Annotated in this window: 20 protein-coding genes, 1 tRNA gene and 1 pseudogene; 11 read left to right on the top strand and 11 right to left on the bottom strand. The window is 65.6% G+C overall.

The annotated features are described in order from the left end of the window. Positions 1-23 precede the first annotated feature (23 nt). On the bottom strand, positions 24-641 hold the full coding sequence (gene tmk / locus E3T41_RS14635) for a dTMP kinase (RefSeq protein ID WP_104133359.1): 618 nt from the start codon (positions 639-641) through the stop codon (positions 24-26). Then, positions 638-3,643: a type I DNA topoisomerase gene (gene topA, locus E3T41_RS14630; RefSeq protein ID WP_134479234.1), complete on the bottom strand. Its 3,006-nt coding sequence runs from the start codon at positions 3,641-3,643 to the stop codon at positions 638-640. The genes tmk and topA overlap by 4 nt, the downstream gene beginning before the upstream one ends. A 207-nt stretch (positions 3,644-3,850) precedes the next feature. Here topA and E3T41_RS14625 point away from each other — a divergent pair, with 207 nt between their 5' ends. Continuing rightward, positions 3,851-4,084 carry a hypothetical protein gene (locus E3T41_RS14625; RefSeq protein ID WP_092449748.1) on the top strand — a complete coding sequence of 78 codons (234 nt, stop codon included), beginning with the start codon at positions 3,851-3,853 and terminating at the stop codon, positions 4,082-4,084. Here the strand turns inward: E3T41_RS14625 and E3T41_RS14620 are convergent. The 5 genes from E3T41_RS14620 to E3T41_RS14600 form a co-directional block, all read right to left on the bottom strand. Further along, complete coding sequence (locus E3T41_RS14620) at positions 4,081-4,494, bottom strand: Rv3654c family TadE-like protein (RefSeq protein ID WP_092449746.1); 414 nt, start codon at positions 4,492-4,494, stop codon at positions 4,081-4,083. The genes E3T41_RS14625 and E3T41_RS14620 overlap by 4 nt on opposite strands. Continuing rightward, a complete protein-coding gene (locus E3T41_RS14615) occupies positions 4,491-4,826 on the bottom strand; it encodes a TadE family type IV pilus minor pilin (RefSeq protein WP_092449744.1) in 336 nt (111 codons plus the stop codon). The genes E3T41_RS14620 and E3T41_RS14615 overlap by 4 nt, the downstream gene beginning before the upstream one ends. An 82-nt stretch (positions 4,827-4,908) precedes the next feature. After that, positions 4,909-5,091 (bottom strand): DUF4244 domain-containing protein, encoded by a 183-nt coding sequence (locus E3T41_RS14610; RefSeq protein WP_092449807.1) that lies wholly within the window; start codon positions 5,089-5,091, stop codon positions 4,909-4,911. Positions 5,092-5,307: 216 nt separating this feature from the next. Beyond that, positions 5,308-6,306: a type II secretion system F family protein gene (locus E3T41_RS14605; RefSeq protein ID WP_241991192.1), complete on the bottom strand. Its 999-nt coding sequence runs from the start codon at positions 6,304-6,306 to the stop codon at positions 5,308-5,310. A gap of 69 nt (positions 6,307-6,375) precedes the next feature. Then, positions 6,376-7,707, bottom strand: a complete 1,332-nt coding sequence (locus tag E3T41_RS14600; protein WP_369828728.1) for a TadA family conjugal transfer-associated ATPase — start codon at positions 7,705-7,707, stop codon at positions 6,376-6,378. Between the two features lie 400 nt (positions 7,708-8,107). Here E3T41_RS14600 and acs point away from each other — a divergent pair, with 400 nt between their 5' ends. Further along, entirely contained in the window at positions 8,108-10,081 is a 1,974-nt protein-coding gene (acs, locus tag E3T41_RS14595; RefSeq protein ID WP_134479232.1) for an acetate--CoA ligase, read from the top strand. A gap of 214 nt (positions 10,082-10,295) precedes the next feature. Here acs and E3T41_RS14590 read toward each other — a convergent pair whose 3' ends face one another. Both E3T41_RS14590 and E3T41_RS14585 read right to left on the bottom strand, forming a co-directional pair. Beyond that, entirely contained in the window at positions 10,296-10,766 is a 471-nt protein-coding gene (locus E3T41_RS14590; protein ID WP_092449738.1) for a RidA family protein, read from the bottom strand. A 2-nt stretch (positions 10,767-10,768) separates the two neighbouring features. Beyond that, complete coding sequence (locus E3T41_RS14585) at positions 10,769-10,936, bottom strand: DUF4177 domain-containing protein (protein WP_134441105.1); 168 nt, start codon at positions 10,934-10,936, stop codon at positions 10,769-10,771. A 71-nt stretch (positions 10,937-11,007) separates the two neighbouring features. On the opposite strand from E3T41_RS14585, the gene E3T41_RS14580 reads away from it, so the two are divergent. The 4 genes from E3T41_RS14580 to E3T41_RS14565 all read left to right on the top strand — a co-directional run bounded on the left by E3T41_RS14580 (position 11,008) and on the right by E3T41_RS14565 (position 16,280). Beyond that, positions 11,008-13,584, top strand: a complete 2,577-nt coding sequence (locus E3T41_RS14580; RefSeq protein ID WP_241991191.1) for a transglycosylase domain-containing protein — start codon at positions 11,008-11,010, stop codon at positions 13,582-13,584. After that, positions 13,581-14,573 carry a metallophosphoesterase gene (locus E3T41_RS14575; RefSeq protein WP_092449735.1) on the top strand — a complete coding sequence of 331 codons (993 nt, stop codon included), beginning with the start codon at positions 13,581-13,583 and terminating at the stop codon, positions 14,571-14,573. The genes E3T41_RS14580 and E3T41_RS14575 overlap by 4 nt, the downstream gene beginning before the upstream one ends. Positions 14,574-14,650: 77 nt before the next feature. Beyond that, positions 14,651-14,724: transfer RNA gene (locus E3T41_RS14570), tRNA-Pro, on the top strand. Between the two features lie 71 nt (positions 14,725-14,795). Next, positions 14,796-16,280 (top strand): MFS transporter, encoded by a 1,485-nt coding sequence (locus E3T41_RS14565; RefSeq protein WP_233195461.1) that lies wholly within the window; start codon positions 14,796-14,798, stop codon positions 16,278-16,280. On the opposite strand, the gene E3T41_RS14560 is transcribed toward E3T41_RS14565, so the two are convergent. Then, a complete protein-coding gene (locus E3T41_RS14560; RefSeq protein ID WP_092449733.1) occupies positions 16,277-16,660 on the bottom strand; it encodes a hypothetical protein in 384 nt (127 codons plus the stop codon). The two genes, E3T41_RS14565 and E3T41_RS14560, sit on opposite strands and share 4 nt — an antisense overlap. 268 nt (positions 16,661-16,928) lie before the next feature. Between E3T41_RS14560 and E3T41_RS14555 the strand changes: the two genes are divergently transcribed. The 5 genes and pseudogenes from E3T41_RS14555 (at position 16,929) to E3T41_RS14540 (ending at position 20,031) form a co-directional block, all read left to right on the top strand. Further along, positions 16,929-17,417, top strand: a complete 489-nt coding sequence (locus tag E3T41_RS14555; protein ID WP_092449731.1) for a VanZ family protein — start codon at positions 16,929-16,931, stop codon at positions 17,415-17,417. 51 nt (positions 17,418-17,468) lie between these two features. Then, a pseudogene (locus tag E3T41_RS19105) lies at positions 17,469-17,543 on the top strand (twin-arginine translocation signal domain-containing protein); the annotation flags it as partial. A gap of 57 nt (positions 17,544-17,600) precedes the next feature. After that, a complete protein-coding gene (locus E3T41_RS14550; protein ID WP_092449729.1) occupies positions 17,601-18,347 on the top strand; it encodes a hypothetical protein in 747 nt (248 codons plus the stop codon). A 14-nt stretch (positions 18,348-18,361) separates the two neighbouring features. Then, on the top strand, positions 18,362-19,471 hold the full coding sequence (locus E3T41_RS14545; protein WP_092449727.1) for an acyltransferase family protein: 1,110 nt from the start codon (positions 18,362-18,364) through the stop codon (positions 19,469-19,471). Then, entirely contained in the window at positions 19,468-20,031 is a 564-nt protein-coding gene (locus tag E3T41_RS14540) for a YdcF family protein (RefSeq protein WP_092449725.1), read from the top strand. Before E3T41_RS14545 ends, E3T41_RS14540 begins: the two co-directional genes overlap by 4 nt. Before the next feature lie 31 nt (positions 20,032-20,062). Here E3T41_RS14540 and E3T41_RS18850 read toward each other — a convergent pair whose 3' ends face one another. Beyond that, on the bottom strand, positions 20,063-20,581 hold the full coding sequence (locus E3T41_RS18850) for a DapH/DapD/GlmU-related protein (protein WP_277871249.1): 519 nt from the start codon (positions 20,579-20,581) through the stop codon (positions 20,063-20,065). Positions 20,582-20,739: the final 158 nt, after the last annotated feature.

Raw genomic sequence — 20,739 nt, 5'->3', positions numbered from 1 at the left:
GCCCGGGTTCCGGGCCCGGAACGCTAGAGGAGGGTGGAAACTCGAGCTCGGATGATGGCGGCGACCTCGGCGGCGGGGGCCGCAGCATCCACTACCAGAAACCGGGCGGGCTCGGCAGCGGCCAGCTCGAGAAAAGCGGCGCGCACGCGGGCGTGAAAGTCGTTCTTCTCGGCCTCGAGCCGGTCGAAGACCTTGTCGTCGGCTTCGAGGCGGGCCCGGGCGGCGCGCGAGTCGAGGTCGAGCAGCACGGTCAGATCGGGCAGAAGCCCCTCGGCGGCCCAAAGCGACAGGTCCCGCACCTCGGTGGCGCCGAGCACCCGGCCCGCTCCCTGGTAGGCGACCGAGGAGTCGAGGTAGCGGTCCTGCACGATGACATCGCCGCGGGCGAGCGCCGGCCGCAGCTTCGTACCGACGTGCTGGGCCCGGTCTGCGGCGTAGAGCAGGGCTTCGGCGCGCGGATCCACCTCGCCGCGGTGGTGCAGTACGATCTCGCGAATCGCGACCCCGACATCCGTTCCGCCGGGCTCGCGGGTGCGCACGACGGTGCGCCCCCGCTCCTCAAGCCAGTTGGTGAGCAGGAGCGCCTGCGTGGTCTTGCCTGATCCATCGCCGCCTTCCAGGGTGATGAAGAGGCCGGTCACGGCGCAATCGTGGTGGTCGAGACCGCGTCAGCGGCAGAGCTGGCCGACTTCTTCACTGGCGCTTTCCTGGCGGCGGGCTTCTTGACCGCGGCCTTCTTGACCGGAGCCACTGGTGTGCCGGCCAACGCTGCTTTGGCCGCCGCGTTCGCGGCACGGGTCGCAGCAGCCTTCTTGGCGGTGGCAGCCTTCGCTGCTGCCGTCGGCGCCTTCTTCACGGCCGGCTTCTTGACGGCGGCCTTCTTGGCCGGCGCCTTCTTGCGAGGAGCCGCCGGCCCCTTGGCCCGCTTGTCAGCGAGCAGCTGCACGGCCCGCTCGAAGTCGATCTCCTCGATGTCCTCCGACTTGGGAATCGTCGCGTTGGTGACCCCGTCGGTCACATACGCGCCGAACCGCCCGTCCTTGATCTTGATCGCCTTGCCACTTTCGGGGTCGGGCGCTTCGAATTCCTTCAGGGCGCTCGAGGCACGGCGGGCGCCATACTTCGGCTGGGCGTACAGCTCGATCGCACCGGGCAGGTCGATGTCGAAGATCTGGTCTTCGCTCGTGAGCGACCGGGTGTCGATGCCCTTCTTCAGGTACGGCCCGAACTTGCCGTTCTGGGCCAGAATCTCGGTGCCGGTCTCCGGGTCGAGCCCCACCATGCGCGGCAGGGCGAGCAGGCGCAGCGCGGTTTCCAGGTCGACGGTGGCCAGATCCATCGATTTGAAAATGGATGCTGTGCGCGGCTTGTCAGCAGCGGCCACCTTCTTGACGGCCGGCTTGCGCTTCGGCTTAGTCACCGTGACCTCGCCGGTTGCGGGGTCGATCGTTTCCACGGGAACAGCCACGACGACCGGAACAACCGGCTCGTCCGGAGCTGGCGCGAGCTCGGTGACATACGGGCCGAAGCGGCCATCCTTGGCGACGATCTCCTTGCCGTTCTCCGGGTTGAGTCCGATCACACGGTCGGTGACGACCGGGGCGTCGATGAGTTCGCGGGCCTTCGCCGCGGTCAACTCGTCGGGAGCGAGTTCCTGCGGAATGTTCACCCGGCGGGGCGGGGCATCCGCTTCAGCATCGGGGTCGATGACCTCGAGGTAGGGGCCGTACTTGCCGATGCGCAGGGTGATGTCATCGCTGATGGTGACCGAGTTGATCACCCGCGGGTCGATCTCACCGAGGTTGTCGATGACCTGGCGCAGGCCGCGATGCTTATCGCTGCCGAAGTAGAAGCTGTTGAGCCAGTCCAGACGGTTGGCTTCGCCGCCGGCGATGCGGTCGAGGTCGTCCTCCATCTCGGCGGTGAAGTCGTATTCGACCAAGTCTCCGAAGAATTCTTCGAGAAGGCGCACGACCGAGAAGGCGATCCAGTTCGGAACTAGCGACTGACCGCGCGGCGTGACGTAGCCACGCTCCGTAATGGTCGAGATGATGGACGCGAAAGTCGAGGGGCGGCCAATGCCGAGCTCTTCGAGCTTCTTGACCAGGCTGGCCTCGGTGTAGCGGGCGGCCGGGGTGGTCTCGTGGCCCTTGGCCTCGAGGTCGAGCAGCGCCAAGGTCTGGCCCTCTTCGAGTGGCGGCAGCTTGGAATCGGTCGCATCCGTCGACGCGTTGCGCTCTTCGTCCTTGGACTCTTCGTAGGCGAGCATGAAGCCGCGGAAGGTGATGACGGTTCCGCTGGCCGAGAACTCGGCGAGCGCGCCCGAGGCTGCGGGGTGCTCCGACGTGCCGGTCGGGCCGGCGGCGATGGTCACCGAGGCGGTCAAACCGGTGGCGTCCTTCATCTGCGAGGCGACGGTGCGCTTCCAGATGAGGTCATAGAGCTTGAAGTCGTTGCCACGCAGGCTCGACGCGAGCGAGGTCGGGGTGCGGAAGGTGTCGCCGGAGGGGCGAATTGCCTCGTGCGCTTCCTGCGCATTCTTGCTCTTGCCCTTGTAGGCGCGCGGGGCATCCGGAACCGTTTCAGCGCCGTAGAGCGCGGCCGCCTGGGTGCGGGCAGCGGTGAGAGCCTGCTGCCCGAGCGACGGCGAGTCGGTACGCATATAGGTGATGTACCCGTTTTCGTACAGCGACTGCGCGACGCTCATGGTCTGCCGGGCGGTGAAGCGCAGCTTTCGCGCAGCTTCCTGCTGCAGGGTCGAGGTCGTGAATGGTGCGGCGGGGCTGCGACGGTACGGCTTGGAAGTGACCTTGGTGACCTCGAGCTTGACGTCCGGGCTCTTCAGAGCGATCGTCAGTGCCTGAGCAGCGGACGCGTCGAGGGTGATGGCCTTCACGGTCGGCTTGAGCGCACCCGAATCGTCGAAATCGCCACCGGTGGCGATGCGCTCACCGTTCAGACGCACGAGCTTCGCGTCAAAGGCTTGGTCTGTTTCTGAAGCGGATGCCGCCAGTCGCGCCAGCAGATCCCAGTAGCCGGCGGAGACGAACGCGAGGCGCTCCTTCTCCCGGTCGACGACGAGGCGGGTCGCGGCGCTCTGCACGCGGCCAGCGGAGAGGCCCGGGCCGACCTTGCGCCAGAGCACCGGGGAGATCTCGTAGCCGTAGATGCGGTCGAGGATGCGCCGGGTTTCCTGCGCGTCGACGAGGGCGGTATCGAGGTCGCGAGTATTGTCCTTGGCAGCGAGGATGGCGTCCTTGGTGATCTCGTGGAACACCATGCGCTTGACCGGAACCTTGGGCTGCAGCACCTGCAGCAGGTGCCAGGCGATGGCCTCGCCTTCGCGGTCCTCATCAGTTGCGAGCAAGAGTTCGTTCGCATTCTTGAGGGCACGCTTGAGTTCGCTGACGGTCTTCTTCTTGGCGTCGGAGACCACGTAGTACGGTTCGAAACCGTTTTCCACATCGACCGAGAATCGGCCGAGCGCACCCTTCTTAAGTTCCGGCGGCAGGTTTTTCGGCTCGATCAAGTCGCGAATATGACCGACCGAAGACAAAACTTCATAGCCGTCGCCGAGATACGCGGCGATCGACTTCATCTTGGTCGGTGATTCAACAATGACCAGCTTCTTAGTGCCTGGCACCAGACTCCTCTTTATAGGTAGTGGCCAAATGATGGGCCAAGGCACACCATACACACTGGAATGGAGTGCCCGCCTAATCGACGGGTGCCGGTCGGCGCGTCCCGCTGGCATACACGCCACTCCCAGCGACCATCCAGTTCGCTCTGGGCGTGCCGCGTGTCGGCTCGATCCCCTTGCCGTTTGTAAACCAGAGTGCAGAATAGACCCATGGGTACAATGACGGCCACATACACCGCGATGTTGACGGATGGCCCCCTCCAGGGCAAGACAATCACGACGACCTTTCTCGATTCGGGCGATCCGCAACCGCGCATTGAGATTCCGGCCGACGCTGGCAAACGATATCTCTATGCGCGTGGTGCCGGCCGGGAGTTCGAGGGCTCCGACTCCGGTCGTCCTACGGCGGTCGAGTACCGGTACCTCGAGGTTCTGCTCTCTTAGGTGGTGTCGCCTTCGGGGGGCTGAGTTTCAGGCGGTGCAGCCTCCGGCAGTGCAGACTCCGGCGGCGGCCCGGCCCGGGCGCTCGCCGAGAGCTCGATGCCCAGAACCGTGCGACTCACCGAAACGGATGCGAGCAGCCCGGTCACCGCGCAGCGGGTTACGGCCACCTCGTTGAGTGCCGCGACGGCATCCGCCGCTGGGCAGGGGTAGCCCGCGATTGCCCCGGATGCGGTGTCGGCCGCAGCGAGCGCGGCCGCGTCAGCGGCATTCGCGACGGACCGGCCGACCGCGAGCAGCGCGAGGGTGGACACAACGAGGGTCGTCAGCAGCACGGTGGCACCGAGCACCGCGATCGCGAGGATCGAGCCTGCCCCCCGCTCGGCCCCGTCCCGCCGCCCGCCCGCGCTCACTGGCCACCGGCGAGGGCGCAGGAACGCGCTTCGAGGGTGAGCTCCGCGAACAGACCAGAGCCGGTCGCGGTGACTCGGGCGCAGACGAATTCGCCGCGTCGTTCCGCCGCCAGGCCGGCTCCCGACACTGCACCGGCGACGAGCGCCGCTGCGCGGGCCACACTGTCGCCGCGGGACAGGACCCGCGCCGCGGTGGCGGCGGCATCTGTCAGCCGCACCTGCACCCCGACGACCTGCACTGCGCCCAGGCAGCAGGCCAGCACGAGCACAACGGCCGGCAGCGCGGTGGCGAACTCGGCCGTGATACTGCCCCGATTCGCCTGACCGCTCATCCTTGACCGGCTGGCCCAATTTTCCCGACTCGCCCGGCTGGGCCTGCTCGGCCAGGCCTGCCTCCGATGCGCGCGCCCTCGACTACCCGATGCTGAGTGCACGGCGCACCAGGTCGGTGAGCATCCCACGCACCTCGTCGCTGCGCAGAATGACGATGAGCAATCCGGCGAAGCCAACCGCGGCCATCGTGGCGACCACGTATTCGGCGGTGGCAGCTCCGGCCTCGTCGGTCAGCCGTCGCAGGGCACTTCGTGCAGGCAGCACAGTGTTAGCCGCTGATTCCTCCGGCACGGTTTCGGCCAGCACCACGTCGGCAGACACCACCGCGACAGGCACCGCTTTTTCCACTAACCCGATCTTTGTATACACAGGCTCGTCTCCTTCTGGCGTCTGTCGACGCGGGTTGGGCGGCACGAGCACATTCACTCTGCTCCGATCTGGAAGTGGCGGCCGCACGCATCCCCTGATCTGTGCATAGCCTCAGAACGTGGCGAGGGTGGAGGAGAGCACGCTGACCAGCAGTGGCACGACGCCGACGAGCATGAAGGCGGGCAGAACGCACAGGCCGAGCGGCAGCATGAGCGTCACCGAGAGGGTCCCGGCTCGACGCTGTCCCGCACTTCGGGCATCCCGTCGCACTTGTTCGGCTTCGCTGCGCAACAATTCCGCTGCCGGAACCCCCGCCCGGGTCGACAGGTCAATCACCCGCTCGATTGGATCATCCCCCGACTCCGTTCCAGACCCGATCGCATAGCGCTCAGCCGCAGCGTGCACGAACGCCCGGGAACGATCGATCGACCCGCCCCCAGACATGGCAATGGCCATGAGTTCGAGTCGCAAACCGGGAGTCAGCTCGGTCGGCGCCGCTCGGTGTACCAGCGCGCGGCTCCAACCCGCAGCGGCGGCCATGAGCACACCGCCGCCGGCCAAGCAGAGCAGCCCGGGCACGGTCGCGAACAGCGTGTGCACCGAGTCGAAGCCCATCAGGCTGCCAAAGAGGATGCCGATCACCGGCAGCACCATGACCAATCGTGCCGTCGCGCGCGGGGCGGCCAGCGCGACCTCGAGGTCGCGCTGCACCTGCGCCAGGTCACGCAGTGATGCGGCGAGTTCCCGCAGGCAACCGGCCAGTGGTGCCCCGGCCTGGGTGGCGACCTGCCAGGCCGCAGCGAGTCCCCGCCAGGCGGATTCGGTCTCGCCGCATGCCTGCCCGGCGATCGCATCGGCCACGCTGTCGCCACGGGCCGCAGCCCGAGCGGCAGCCCGCAGAATGCCCGTGGTCGCGATTTCCGCGCCGCCCGCCGCGGGCGATCCGGCGCGTCGCACGGTACGACTCGTTGCCGCCGGCAGGCCATCCGAAGTTGGTAACAAGTAGCCCCATGCCGAGACCGGAGAAACGCCAGCCGAGAGCAGCACGGCCAGCCGTTGAGTGACCGCCGCGACCTCCTCGATCGGCGGTACCGATTCACCGTGCCGCAAGAGCGGATCCTCCCCTCGCGACCGTGTGCAGAGGCACATCGCACCACGCGATCGCTACCCTTGGCCGCATCACAGGGCCTCGATCGCCAGGCGGTCTCGACCATTGAGCGTGAACCGGCCGACCGCCTCCAGCCGCCGCACCCCCTCGGTACGTTCCAGGTGCAGCACAAGCCCGATCGCGCTCACCGTTTGGCGGGCTACGGCCGCCGCACTCATTCCGGCGAGCGCCCCAAGGGCTTCCAGACGGGCCGGTACGTCGTCGAGGGAATTCGCGTGCAGGGTGCCAGCTCCCCCATCGTGCCCGGTGTTCAGCGCCGCGAGCAGCTCGCGAATCTCGGATCCGCGGCACTCGCCCAGAACGAGCCGATCCGGCCGCATGCGCAGAGCTTCACGCAGCAGGGCCTCGAGGCCGATGCGTCCGGCGCCCTCCAGGTTGGCTTGCCTGGCCTCGAGCGCGACCACGTGCGGATGCAGGATGCGCAGCTCGGCCACGTCTTCGATCGCCACGATGCGCTCGTCGGCCGGTGCCTCGCCGAGCAGCGCGGCCAGCAGGGTGGTCTTTCCGCTGCCGGCCGCGCCGGTGATGAGCAGGTTCTGCCGACCGCGCACCGCCGCACGCAGTCGGTTCAGCCGGGCAGCGGATGCCTCTCCCACGCCGAACAAACCGGCGTCCGCGAGCGCACCGAGGCTGCGATGCGCGGCGTGCGGAAGCCGAATCGACAGGAGTGTTCCCGTGCTGGATACCGGAGGCAGTACCGCGTGCACCCGAATGCCGTCGGCCAGCCGAACGTCAACGCAGGGACTGGCCTCGTCGATGTGTCGCCCGCCGAGGGCGATCAGCCGCACGGCCAGAGCACGTACCTCCGCCTCACCGAGCTGCCAGGCCGGTGCGAAGGCGAGGCCGTGGCCGGCATCAATCCACAGCCCGGATTCCCCGTTGACGAACAGGTCGGTGGTCTCAGGGTCTTCGGCGTAGCCGGCCAGCGGGCCGAGCGCCCGAAGGTCGGAACGGTTGGTCTCGGGGCGAGTCGGGCTGTAAGCCGGTTCGGCGCCGATCCTGCCGGGGATCCCGCCAGCGGCGACCGCCGGCTGAACGGCGCTGTCCTGCGGCACGGTACCTACGGCATCCGTGGGCACCGTGCGATGCCGGGGAGTCGGCGCTCGCTGCGGCGCAGCGAGCGGTCGAGTGCCCGACGCGGTGCTCGGATTCGCAGGCGACGCCGCAACCGCGCCGGCGCAAGACGAACCGGCGACACCCGGAACGGCGTAAGACGGAACGGCGACGAAGGGCTGGACCATGCTCCGACCGTAGAGCGGGTCCGGGCGCGCCGCCGGGCCGCCGCCGGGATCGGTAAGAAACGGCTGCTGGTCGCGCTTGGGGAGGATCGGCACCAGCCCCACGCAGCGCGCCTGGCAAGCCCGACCTGCCCTGAAATGAGCTGCCACGCAAGCAACCCGCGCCAGACGACCTGCGCATTTAAACAGAAGGGGCGGCACCTATTGGGGGGAACAGGTGCCGCCTAGCAACACGCAGATTGGGGGGAACCATACGTCTTGCTGGTCAGAACTTTCGTCCAGACGTGGTTCAGTTTACGCGGCCCGAGACAAATTGCAAGTCCAATGTCCTCCAAAGGGAGGACACTCGCTTGGGGGCGTACAGAATTGCCATTTCGAATCTATTTTCTGGGTTCCTGTTGCTCAAAAAGTCCCTCTGTATACAGAGATCGGCCCGGAACCGGTAGGGTTCAGTTGAGCTGGCAATGTCCTGCATGCACGTACCGCAAAGGAGCGAATTACAAATATGACGGTCAACATCGATACCCTCCTCCACGAATCGCGCCGATTCCCACCCACTCCGGAATTTGCAGCGGAGACCGCAGCTACATCGGAACTGTACACCGAAGCGCAGAAGGACCCGGCCGCATTTTGGGCCGATCAGGCACGCAATCTGCTGCACTGGCACAAGCCGTTCACCAAGTCCCTAGACTGGTCCAACCCGCCGTTTGCCAAGTGGTTTGAAGACGGTGAACTCAACGTCGCGTACAACTGCCTGGACCGTCACGTTCTCGCCGGTAACGGCGACCGCGTCGCCCTCTACTTCGAGGGCGAGCCCGGCGATTCCCGCAGCTACACCTACGCCGAGCTCACCATCGAGGTCAAAAAAGCCGCCAACGTGCTGCTCGGCCTCGGCGTCAAGGCCGGCGAACGCGTGGCCATCTACCTCCCGATGATTCCGGAGGCGGTGATTTCGATGCTTGCCGTGGCCTGCATCGGCGCCGTGCACTCGGTCATCTTCGGTGGTTTCAGTGCCGAAAGCCTGCGCTCGCGCATCGACGATGCCAACGCCGTGCTCGTCATCACGGCCGACGGCGGCTACCGCAAGGGCAAGATCAGCGCCCTGAAGCCGGCCGTCGACGCTGCCCTCCAGACCAACGACTCCTCGGTGAAGAACGTTCTCGTGGTCAAGCGCACCGGCCAGGACGTGCAGTGGAACGACCGCGACATCTGGTGGTCCGATGCCATGGAGACCGCCTCTCCCGAGCATGAGGCTGAGGCCTTCCCGGCCGAGAACCCGCTGTTCATTCTGTATACATCGGGTACGACCGGCGCCCCCAAGGGCATCCTGCACACCAGCGGCGGCTACCTCACGCAGAACGCGTTCACCCACCAGAATGTGTTCGATCTCAAGCCCGAAACGGATGTTTACTGGTGCACCGCCGACGTCGGCTGGATCACCGGACACAGCTACGTCGTCTACGGCCCCCTCGCCAACGGCGCCACCCAGGTGCTGTACGAAGGCACCCCCGATTCTCCGCACACCGGTCGCTGGTGGGAAATTATCGAGAAGTACAAGGTCTCGATTCTGTATACAGCGCCCACGGCCATCCGTACCTTCATGAAGCTCGGCCGCCAGATTCCGCAGAAGTTCGACCTGTCGAGCCTGCGTGTGCTCGGCTCGGTCGGTGAGCCAATCAACCCCGAAGCCTGGATGTGGTACCGCGAGGTCATCGGCAGCAACATCACGCCCATCGTTGACACCTGGTGGCAGACCGAGACCGGATCGATCATGGTCTCGGCCCTCGCTGGTCTCACCGAGACGAAGCCGGGCGCGGCCCAGGTTCCGGTTCCGGGCATCACCATCGACGTGCTCGACGATGACGGCCTGCACGTTGGCCACGGCAACGGCGGACTCCTCGTGGTCACCCAGCCCTGGCCCGCCATGCTCCGCGGCATCTGGGGCGACCCGGAGCGTTTCAAGGAGACCTACTGGGACAAGTTCGAGGGAACCACCGGCGCGAAGGACGGCCCGCTGTACTTTGCCGGCGATGGTGCCCGCCTCGACCACGACGGTGACATCTGGCTGCTCGGGCGCGTCGACGACGTGATGAACGTCTCGGGGCACCGCCTGTCGACCGCCGAGATCGAGTCCTCGCTCGTGGCGCACTCGCTCACCGCTGAAGCGGCCGTGGTCGGCGCCGCCGACGAAACGACCGGTCAGGCCGTCGTCGCGTTCGTGGTGATCAAGTTCAGTCAGGCCGAAATCGCCTCGCACGAAGACATCGTGGGCATTCTGCGCAAGCACGTCGCCCAGCAAATCGGTGCGATCGCCCGCCCGCGCGACATCTACATCGTCGACGAGTTGCCGAAAACCCGCTCCGGCAAAATCATGCGCCGTCTGCTGCGCGACGCGGCCGAGGGGCGCGACGTCGGTGATGTCACGACCCTCGCCGACACGATGGTGATGAACACCATAACCTCGCAGATGAAGAAGTAGCCGCGCCAAACTCGCGTTTAACCACTGAGGCCGCCCCACCAGGGAGCGGCATCAGTTCTTTGCGGTGGCTAATTCAGGAAAACCGGGTCAGCCGTGTGCCAGCACCCCGCGATTGCGGGCCGCGATGGACGCCGCCGTCGCATTTTTCCTGAATTCGCCACCGCGGGACGGGCATCCGTTTCGAAAGCGGATGCCCGGCGCGCCGGACACGGACTTATGCGAAGGCGACGACGAACTCGATCTCGACCGGAGCATCGAGCGGCAGCACCGCAACACCCACGGCGGAGCGGGCGTGACGCCCGATGTCGCCGAAGATCTCGACCAGAACGTTCGAGGCACCGTTGACCACGGCCGGTTGGCCGGTGAATGCGGGATCGGAGGCGACGAAGCCGGTGACCTTGACCACCTGGGTAATGCGGTCAAGTGAACCGATCACGCTCTTGATGGCGGCGAGGCCGTTGAGTGCGCAGGTGCGGGCATACTCCTGAGCATCAGCCGCTGGGATCAGGCCGTGGCCGTCGCCGACCTTGCCGGCAGCGGGCAGCGCGCCAGAAACCATCGGCAGCTGGCCGGCGGTGTAGACGAAACCGTTGCTGATCACGGCGGGTACGTAGGCGGCGACCGGCGGCACGACGCTGGGCAGTTCAAGGCCCAGTTCGGCCAGGCGTGCTTCGATCTTCGACACGACTATGCCCCTTCCTTGGCGGCGAGGGGGCGTTTCAGGTAGGCAACGAGGCCACCTTCTGGACCGGGTACGACCTGCACGAGTTCCCACCCGTCAGAGCCCCAGTTGTTCAGAATGGCGGCCGTGTTGTGGATCATCAACGGCGTTGTGAGGTACTCCCAGGCGGGCATGTGACTCCTATTGAGGCGGGCTTTCAGATTTGTCGCTTACGCTCAAGTCTATGTCTGCCAAAAATCGAACCGTGAGCGGGGCTCTGGGGGGTCTCCTGGGTCTCGTCGGGATGAGTGCCGTCGCCGGCATTCTCGTGACCGCCGCCGTCGCCCCAGCCGTTGCCCTGTCCGGCATGGCCGCCACGAACACCATCAACGTGTTCGACAGCCTGCCCGAGTACCTCTCCATAGATCGGCTCTCCCAGAAGAGCAACATCTACGCGTCGACCGACGCCGCGGACCCGGTGGGTAGCCGCGTACTCCTCGCCTCGTTCTACGAGCAGAACCGAGTCGATGTGGCCTCCGACGCGATCAGCCAGTTCGCCAAGGATGCCGCCATCGCCGGTGAAGACCCGCGCTTCATGGAGCACGGCGGCGTCGACATTCAGTCCAGCTTCAACGGTGCCGTGCAGACCTTCGCCGGCGGTGAAACCCGCGGTGGCTCGTCGATCACGCAGCAGTACGTGAAGAACGTGCTCATTCAAAAGTGCGAGGTGATGACCGACGCCGACGAGGCCGACGCCTGCTATTCCGATGCCACCAAGCCGACCGCTGACCGCAAGCTGCGCGAAATGCGTTTGGCCATCGGCATCGAGAAGAAGTACGAAAAAGAAGACATTCTTCGCGGCTATCTCAACATTGCCGGGTATGGCGGATCGGTCTACGGCATCGAAGCCGCTGCCAACTACTATTTCAACACCACCGCGGCCCTGCTCACCCTTCCGCAGGCGGCCAGTCTGGTGGCGATCGTGAACAACCCGGTCAAGTTTCAGCTCGACCGCCCCGACAGCGAAACCAACGGGGTGGCAAACGGCTACGCCGACAATAAGTTTCGTCGCGACTACATCCTGGGCGAGATGCTCAAATACGACAAGATCGCCCAGGCCGACTACGACGCCGCTGTGGCAGCACCGGTCGAGCCTGTCATCACCGTTCCGAGCACCGGATGCCAGACGGCCGGAGGCAGCGCCTACTTCTGTGATTACGTCACCAAGATTCTGAAGTCCGATCCCACCTTCGGAGCGGATGCTGAAACGCGCCTCGAGAACTTCAAGCGCGGCGGATTCGACGTGTACACCACGCTCGACCTCGAACTGCAGGTTACCGCCGAAAATTCGCTAAATAAGTACGTCCCCAAGTCGTATCCCGGCTGGGACGTTGGCGGGGTCGTTTCGAGCGTCAGGGTTGGTACCGGTGAGGTGCTCGCCATGGCGCAAAACAAGGACTACAGCCAGGCTGAGCAGCCTGCCGGCAGCAACTTCACCAGCATCAACTACAACACGGACTACGCCACGGGCGGTTCCGGAGGCTTTCAGCCCGGTTCAACCTACAAGGTCTTCACGCTGGCCGAGTGGCTGAAGGAGGGGCACGCCCTCACCGAACGGGTTGACTCACGAGTCAAGTCGGACTGGGGCACGTTCCAGGACAGCTGCCTCGGCCCGCAGAGTTACGGCACGAAGTTCAGCCCGCGCAATGACGGTGGCGAGGGTGGCCCGAATGAATCGGCGCTGCACTCGACCACCCGGTCGATCAACACCGGCTTCATCGGTATGGCCAAGGAGCTGGACCTGTGCGGCATCAAGAACACGGCTGAGGCTTTCGACGTGCACGCAGCCGACGGCGGCCTTCTCGGTCAGAACGCGTCTTCGGTGATCGGCACGAACTACGTCGCCCCGCTCACGATGGCTGTCGCGTTCGCTGGCATTGCCAACAACGGCATGACCTGCACCCCGATCGTCATCTCCAAGATGGTCAGCTCCGACGGTACCGAGCTGCCGATCCCCCAGACGAAGTGCACGCAGTCCGTTGAACCCGCGGTCGCTGCTGGAATGCAATACGCCATGGCGACCACGACAATCGGCGGAGGAACAGCGGCCGCCTCTGGATCGCGCACGTCACCCCGGGTTCCGATCATCGGTAAGACCGGAACCACCGACTCCGCCAAGGACACCTGGATGAGCGGTGCCAGCAGTAAGGTTGCCACCGTCGTCGGGGTGGTCAACGTGAGCGGCGATTACAAGAATCAGCGCTTTACCACGCTCAACGGCCTCAGTGCGCAATATATCCGCCACTACGTATGGCCCGAAGTCATGAGTGTCGCCAACGCCAGGTACGGCGGAGATGCCTTTCCGGAGGCCTCGTCCAGCGTGATCAACGCGGTGTCTGTTCCGGTACCCGACGTGCGCGGCAAGTCGATGTCCGACGCCAAATCCGCCATCGAAGCCTCCGGCTTCCTGTTCGTCGACGGCGGCGTGACCAGCTCCGAGATGCCGGCCGGCACCGTGGCCAACACCGACCCGGCCGGCGGGTCCTCCTCGAGTCGAGGTTCCAGCATCACGGCTTACTCGAGTGATGGCACCGGCGTCACCATTCCGTCCGTCATCGGCAAGAGTGAAGCGGATGCCCGCAGCACGCTCACCGCCGCTCCCTACGGTTTCACGGTGGCCGAGCTCGAACAGGCCACGACGGACAAGGCCCAGGACGGCAAGGTTGTCGCCGTGCAGCCCGGCGAAGGAACGGCCAGTCGCCCCGGCGACGCCGTGACGATTGTCATCGGAAAATACACGGCCCCTAAAGCGGACGCCAGCACCGACAAGAAGAACGAATGACCGCGGCTCGTGGCCTCGGCGGTGGTGGCCGTCTCGTCGGCACTTCCCTCGTCGCTGCTGGCGCGGTCGGCCTCGCCGCCTTCGCCTGGGGGGCATTGGTCGAGCGCACCCGGTTCACGCTGCGTGAGGTGAGCGTTCCGGTGCTCGCACCGGGGTCAGCGCCCATTCGGGTGCTGCATCTCTCCGACCTGCACATGGCCCCGTGGCAGAAAAACAAGCAGGAGTGGGTGCGCAGCCTCGCCACACTAAAGCCTGATCTTGTCGTCGACACCGGCGACAACCTCGGGCATGAAAACGGTGTCACCGGCATCGAATATGCCCTGGCACCGTTCCGAGGCATCCCCGGCGTGTTCGTCAACGGTTCCAACGACTATGTCGGGCCACAGCTGAAAAACCCGTTCACCTATTTCGGCGGCCCCTCCAGCCGCCGCACCGTGCGGCGCGAGGAACTCGACACCGATGCCCTACGCCGAGTGTTTGCCGATCTCGGCTGGACCGACATCAACAATGCCGCCGAATCGCTCGACCTGAACGGCACGCACGTAGAGTTCTTCGGCGTCGACGACCCGCACATCGGGCGCGACCGGCTCGACCTGATCACCCGTGCGATCGATGACCTGCGGGCCAACGATCCCCTCGGTGACGACGTCTGGCCCGATCCGGAGGAAGCCGCGGCTCCGCGCTCCACGCTGACCATCGGCGTCGCCCACGCGCCGTACCAGCGGGTGTTGAACTCGTTCGTGAATCACGGCGCCCAGCTGATTCTGGCCGGGCACACCCACGGCGGGCAGGTCTGCGTGCCCGGTTTCGGCGCGCTGGTAACCAACTGTGACATTCCCCGCCGCCAGGTGAAGGGCCTGAGCACCTGGAACCACGGACTGCGCACCGCCTTTCTGAATGTCTCGGCCGGCCTCGGCACCTCGATCTACGCTCCAGTTCGATTCGCTTGCCCGCCCGAGGCAACCCTGCTGACCCTTTGCGCTGGATAAGGCCTACCGCCCACCTGCTCGCTCAATTCGTCAGGACGGCCTCGGAGCGCCTATACTGATCTAGGCTCAAGGGCCATCGGGGTATGGCGCAGCTTGGTAGCGCGCGTCGTTCGGGACGACGAGGTCGCAGGTTCAAATCCTGTTACCCCGACAGTAGTAAAGCACAACGACGCAACAGAACCCCCACTCCAGGCGAGTGGGGGTTCTGTTGTAGGGTCTTCTGTGACGTCTACGCCCGCTCCCCCCACAGCTCCGATCGTTTCCCGCCGGGCCTGGCAATCCCTGATCGTGCTGCTGGCGGGCATGTTCATGGCGCTGCTCGACACGACCATAGTGAACGTGGCGCTGCCGAGCATTCGCACGAGCCTCGATGCGTCGGAAGCGACGCTGTCGTGGATAATCTCCGGCTACGCCCTCGCCTTCGGCCTCGCGCTCATCCCGGCCGGTCGCGTCGGCGACCGTTACGGCCACAAATGGGTGTTCTTCAGCGGACTCGCGCTGTTCACGGTCGCGAGCCTCGCCTGCGGCCTCGCCCAGAATGACCTGCAGCTGATCATCGCCCGCGTGATTCAGGGACTGGCCGGCGGTATGTTCGTGCCGGCCGTGACCGCCGTCATCCAGCTGATGTTCCCGGCCAGCGCGCGCGGCAAGGCCTACGCCATCATGGGATCGGTCATTGGCGTCTCCACCGCGCTCGGCCCGATCGTCGGCGGTATCATCATCGAGGCCTTCGGCGTAGAGAACGGTTGGCGCCTGGTGTTCTGGGTGAATCTGCCGATCGGTATTCTCGCGCTCGGAGCCACCGTGTTTTTGCTGCCCGGCGGTGCAGCGCTGCCCAAGGCCGCACCGACGTTGCGGGCCGGTATCGATTGGCTCGGCCTTGTGCTCGTCTCGGCGGGCCTCGTTGCCCTGCTGGTGCCGTTGATCGAGGGCGAAGATCAGGGTTGGCCGCTCTGGACCTTTGGCACCCTCGCGGTCGGGGTGCTGCTCGTCGTCGCGTTCGGCGTCTGGGAAGTCGTCGTCGCCAAGCGAAACGGCAGCCCGCTCGTGCCGCCGCACCTGTTCTCCCACCCGGCATTCACCGGCGGTGTCATTCTCGCGCTCGTTTATTTCGCAGCTTTCACGAGCATCTTCTTCACCATCTCGATTCTGTGGCAGGCCGGCCTCGGGCACAGCGCGCTCGAGTCAGGGCTCGTCTCCATTCCGTTCGCGATCGGAACCATTCTGGGGGCGTCGCAGAGTGACCGCCTGGCCAAGCGTCTCGGGCGTACCGTGCTCGTGGTGGGCGTCGCCTTCGTCACGATCGGCCTGATCTGGATCTGGCTGGTCATGCTCGTGGTGACACCGGGCGAGCTGACCAACTGGCACCTGCTGCCGCCCCTGTTCATCGCGGGCCTCGGCAGCGGATTCTTCATCGCCCCGAATGTGTCCTTCATCGTCGCAACCGTCGACCGTTCCGAAGCCGGCGGCGCGAGCGGTGTGGTCGGCGTCATGCAGCGCGTCGGAAGCGCGGTCGGTATCGCCGTCATCGGCAGCGTGTTCTTCGGCACCCTCACCGTGACCGGCCCGGGAGCGGATGCCGTGGCCAGCGCCTTCACGCACAGCGCCACCATGGCGATGGCGGTCAGTGCCGGGTTCGCCATTCTCGCGCTCGTGCTCGTCTTCGCGCTGCCGAAACGCCTGGCCGCTGGTGCTCCGGCCAGCTAGCCGATGCGGGTGAGTGCGGTGAACGTCATGGTGGCACTCGAACCGTTCCGACAGGTCTGATAAAGCAGGTCGAACCCGCGCGGCACGTTGTCGGCGGTGTCGGTAGCGACATTCAGCACGGCGGTGACCGGCCCGACGCGAAAGGCGCCGCTGGCCGCCCCGGTCAGGGTGATCGTGCTGCCCTCCCTCGGAAACTGTGACCCTCCACACGACCAGTGCTCGGCAATCACCGGCACGCCGTAGTGCGCGCTGATGTCGACGGCACCCTGGCAGGCGTCGATCTCGTTCTGCCAGCCGGCGTCGGCATCCGTGCGGTTGGCGACGACACTGCCAGGGCTCGCGGCGAGCCGCCGGCGAGAAGGTCGGGTATTGTCGCGCACCCGGTGAGGCTCACGGCGAGCGTGATGAGCACCAGTCGGTGCAGCGGAACACGCCTGGCTTTAACCACAACAGTCCTCTTCGGGAGGGTCGGCTTGCGGAACGGGGCAGCAGCGCAACGGGAGGTGCGCGGTGGGGTGCCATTCAACATCCACTTCGCCGACTTCCACAGGCCCCAGCCGGACTAGACCGGGCGTTCACGGCCTGAAATGTAGGGCATAGTGACTAGTCGGCGTGCCGGCTCAAACGGGCCGGCAACTTGGAGGTGTCATGACCGCAAACCGACGACGTCGGCACACCATGTTGCGCCGCGCCGCGGGATGGCTGGCACTCGCCTACCTCGCTGCACTGGCCTTGATCGCGTTCTGGCCGACCCCGGTGGACCGCGGCTTGCACGGGTCGATTTCATCGGTCGTGCTGTGGCTTCGCGCGCACGGGGTACCGGCCTGGCTCGACTACCAGAGCATTGAATTCAGCGCCAATATCGCTTTGTTCGTTCCGGTCGGCCTGCTCGTCGTGCTGCTCGCCGGTACCAGGCGCTACTGGATCGGAACACTTATCGGCACGCTGATCGGCACGCTGATCAGCTGCACTATCGAGCTCGGCCAGCTCGTCTTTCTGCCGGAACGATTTGCCACCGTCAACGACGTGATCGCCAACAGTCTCGGCGCCCTGCTTGGAACCCTGATCGCTGCCGTCGTGCTGCGGGTGGCTCTCGGCCCGGCCCATCCGCCGGCCGCGGTGGCACAAACAACTTGATCCCGAAATTTGAGGTGGACCTCAGAGAGTCTCTCTGCTAGCTTCGGCAGAATGGATCGTCGAGAGTTTCTCACATTATCGTCCGCTGGCGCTGCAACGCTGGGTTTCAGTGCGCTGGGCGCACCCGGAGCCTTAGCCGCGACCGCCCCGATACTGCCAGGGGAGGTATCCCGCCTCTCCAATGTGCTCACCCAAAAGGGAAAAAAGCTCTACGACAATATTGAAGTGGACATCGGCGGCGACCGCGCCCGCCTGTTCATTCCCCAGACCGTGTCGCGCAATTCGACGGCCTCGATCGGAGCCGTCTGGTTCTACCACGCAGCCTCGAGTTCGCACAACGCGCTGAACGGCGGCTTCAAGTACCCCGGCGAACTCGTGGTCGACCAGAACGCCATCGCCATCTGCATCAATGCCGGCGGTACCCAGTACACCAACTCCGTTGCCACCAACGCGCAGAAGAATGCGTGGACCTACCTGAACGCGCTGTACACCGTGCGCCGCAACTTCTTACGCGCGACCTCGTTTGGCGGATCCCTGGCCTGCTACACCTACGGCAAGAAGCTCATTCCGTACATTCGCGGCCTGTACATGGTCAACGGACTCTACGACAACGAATGGCTGTACGCCTACGACACCAAGAACCAGGCCCACGTCGGCGATGCGTACAACAACGACCTCACCCTGATCAAGGGCACCAACCCGGCCCGGATCAGCGCCACCCCGTGGACAAACAGCCGGGTCAAGGTGCTGGTCTCCGACGACGCTCACCCCGACAATGTCGTCATTCCGAGCAGGAACGGCCTCGCCCTAATCAATAAAATCGCGCCCGTCGCCACTGCCGCCGAGGTGATGTACCACACGCTCGCGCACGACACCCCCGGGTTCGCCCACACGGACATGATCAAAACATTCGCGCAGTGGTCGATCTAGCAGGGAGGTAGTTCGTGGCGGAACGCACGCGGGTCGACTGGGTTGACGGGGCCAAGGGCATCGCGATTCTGCTTGTGGCCCTCGCGCACGCGGTGCAGTGGACGGTACTCTCCGGCCTCGCGCCGGAGTTTTGGAACAAGATCAACCTGGTCTTCATCGTGTTTCGCATGCCGTTGTTTTTTCTCGCCTCCGGCCTGTTTGCCGCCTCGATCATCAAACGCAGCTGGCCAACGCTGTGGCGAACCCGGCTGAGCCTGCTGGTCTGGGCCCTTCTCCTGTGGACCCTCATTCGTTTCGGCTATTTCTCGCTCCTGACCAACCCGGCCGGCTTCGACGAGACCAACCCGTTCGATCTGCTGCTCGCGCCGGTGCGCCCGAGCAACGGCCTGTGGTTTCTCTACGCCCTCGCCCTGTTTTTCATGGCCGCCAAACTCATGCGCAACCGCATCGACTGGCGGGTGCAGCTCGGCGGCGCCGTCGTGCTGTCGGTGCTGTTCTTCGCCCGCGCGGACACCGGCAACATCGCCTGGAACGGCATCGGCCGCTACTTCGTGTTCTTTCTGCTCGGCTGTCACCTGCGCGAGTGGATCCTCGCCTTCGTCAACCGCCCCAGCCGCCTCGGCGCGCTCGGTCTCGGCCTCGGCTTCGCCGCTGCCTTTCTGGTGTTGGCCGGGCTCATTCTCACCGTGGATTCACGCCTGCCGTTCATCACAGGAACGCTCGTCGTGGTGAGCCTGTTCGCCCTCGGCGCTGGCCTGCTCGTCGCCCGATTCCTGGTCGGCTTTCGCGCCATGGCCTGGCTCGCCTATGTCGGCCGCAATACTCTGCCGATCTACGTCGTGCATGTACTCCTGGTGTCGCTGATCACGAGCCTGCTGCTGCTCTACCGCGTCCAGGCCTGGCTCGATCGCCTCGGCCCGGCACTCCCCCCGCTGGTCGCTGGCCTCGCGGTCGCCGCGTCGCTGTTGCTCTGGCGACTGGTGCGCGACCTGCCGGTGCTGCGCTACGCGTTTGCGGTACCGATCTGGTTTGCCGGACGGGCACCGGCGGCGGGTGAAGCAGCGGCATCCCCTTCAGGAGAAACAGCAGACCCGGCAGAGCGGATGCTGCCGCGCAGCGAGTGAGATCGCCGCACCAGCGCGCCCTCGTACTCCTCACCGGGCTCGTCCTGCTGACCGTTGGCCTGGTAGCCGTCACCACGCGAACGGTCATGTTTCCGCGTGAAGACGCTCCGAGCAGCGCCGACGCCATCGTCGTGCTCGGCGGGCTCGGGAGTGCGGCCGTCGTGCAGAAGGCCCTCGATCTGGCCAGGGCCGGGTACAGCGATCATGTGCTCATTTCGGATGCCTTCGGCGGGGACACCCGCCCGGCCAACCTGTGCGGGCGCGACCCGGCCGTGCCGGGCACGGCGATCGAGGTGGAGTGTTTCGACCCGCACCCCACGAGCACGCGCGGGGAGGCCGAAGCCATCGCCGCCTTCACGAGCGCTCAGGGCTGGAACCGCGTGATCGTGGTCACCTCGAGCTATCACGTGAGTCGGGCCCGCCTGCAGATCTCCCGCTGTTACCCAGGGGTACTCGCGGTGATCGGCGCCGCGCAGCCGATGGATCCGCCCAAATGGGTGTACCAGTTCGGGTACCAGAGCGCGGGATTCATCAAGGCCTGGCTGACGCCGGCCTGTTGAACGCGCCGACTCAACGCGCCGGCTGAAGCCGTCAACGCCGGGCCATCAGCCCCTCGGCGATCGAATCGACCCGCTCCCGGTAGCTCTGGCCCACCATGTCGGACTCGGCCGGCCACCCGCGCAGCGCCGCGTGAAACTCGGGCCAGGCCTTGATCGGGCGGGCCGGAACGCCGGCCACGATGGTGCCGTCCGGCACCGATGCCGTCACGACCGACCCAGCACCCACCACGCAACGATCGCCGATGCTCACTCCGGGCAGCACTGTCACGCCGGCGCCGATAAAGACATCCGAGCCCACCCGAATCGGCGCGAAGCGATAGCGGCGGCCACGCTCATCGCGGTAGAGCCAGCCCGATCCGTCGTGGGTGATGAAGGTTACCCCGGAGCTGATCGTCACGCGGTCACCGACCGAGATGAGCCACGGCTCGGTGGTGGCGATATCAGAGAGGATGCGACATCCACTGCCGATCTGCACACCCAGCGCCCGAATCGCGTAGACCCTCCCGCGGGCACGCCGCAGAATCTTGTAGGTCAGTCGGGATAATTTCACCGTAAGACTCCATTTCGTCGGCTGTGCGGTGCTGGAGCAGCTGGAATTTTGCGGCCTGTGCAGCCCAACCCGCCTAAAGTATCGGTTTTCCGGCCGTCTTACTGGCGCTGAGGAAAATTCACGTGTTATCGTTGCGCCTAATCGCATCAACAGCGCTG

It is taken from the genome of Cryobacterium sp. Hh38, from assembly GCF_004403235.1.
GTDB lineage: Bacteria > Actinomycetota > Actinomycetes > Actinomycetales > Microbacteriaceae > Cryobacterium > Cryobacterium levicorallinum.
Note: the sequence above shows the minus strand (reverse complement) of the source record. Positions and strands in the feature narration are given on the sequence as shown.

Bases quoted from the DNA above. Each gene is read 5' to 3' on its own strand.
- E3T41_RS14625 (WP_092449748.1), top strand. From the start codon at position 3,851: ATGGGTACAATGACGGCCACATACACCGCGATGTTGACGGATGGCCCC.
- E3T41_RS14615 (WP_092449744.1), bottom strand. From the start codon at position 4,826: ATGAGCGGTCAGGCGAATCGGGGCAGTATCACGGCCGAGTTCGCCACC.
- acs (WP_134479232.1), top strand. From the start codon at position 8,108: ATGACGGTCAACATCGATACCCTCCTCCACGAATCGCGCCGATTCCCA.
- E3T41_RS14585 (WP_134441105.1), bottom strand. From the start codon at position 10,936: ATGCCCGCCTGGGAGTACCTCACAACGCCGTTGATGATCCACAACACG.
- E3T41_RS14575 (WP_092449735.1), top strand. From the start codon at position 13,581: ATGACCGCGGCTCGTGGCCTCGGCGGTGGTGGCCGTCTCGTCGGCACT.
- E3T41_RS14555 (WP_092449731.1), top strand. From the start codon at position 16,929: ATGACCGCAAACCGACGACGTCGGCACACCATGTTGCGCCGCGCCGCG.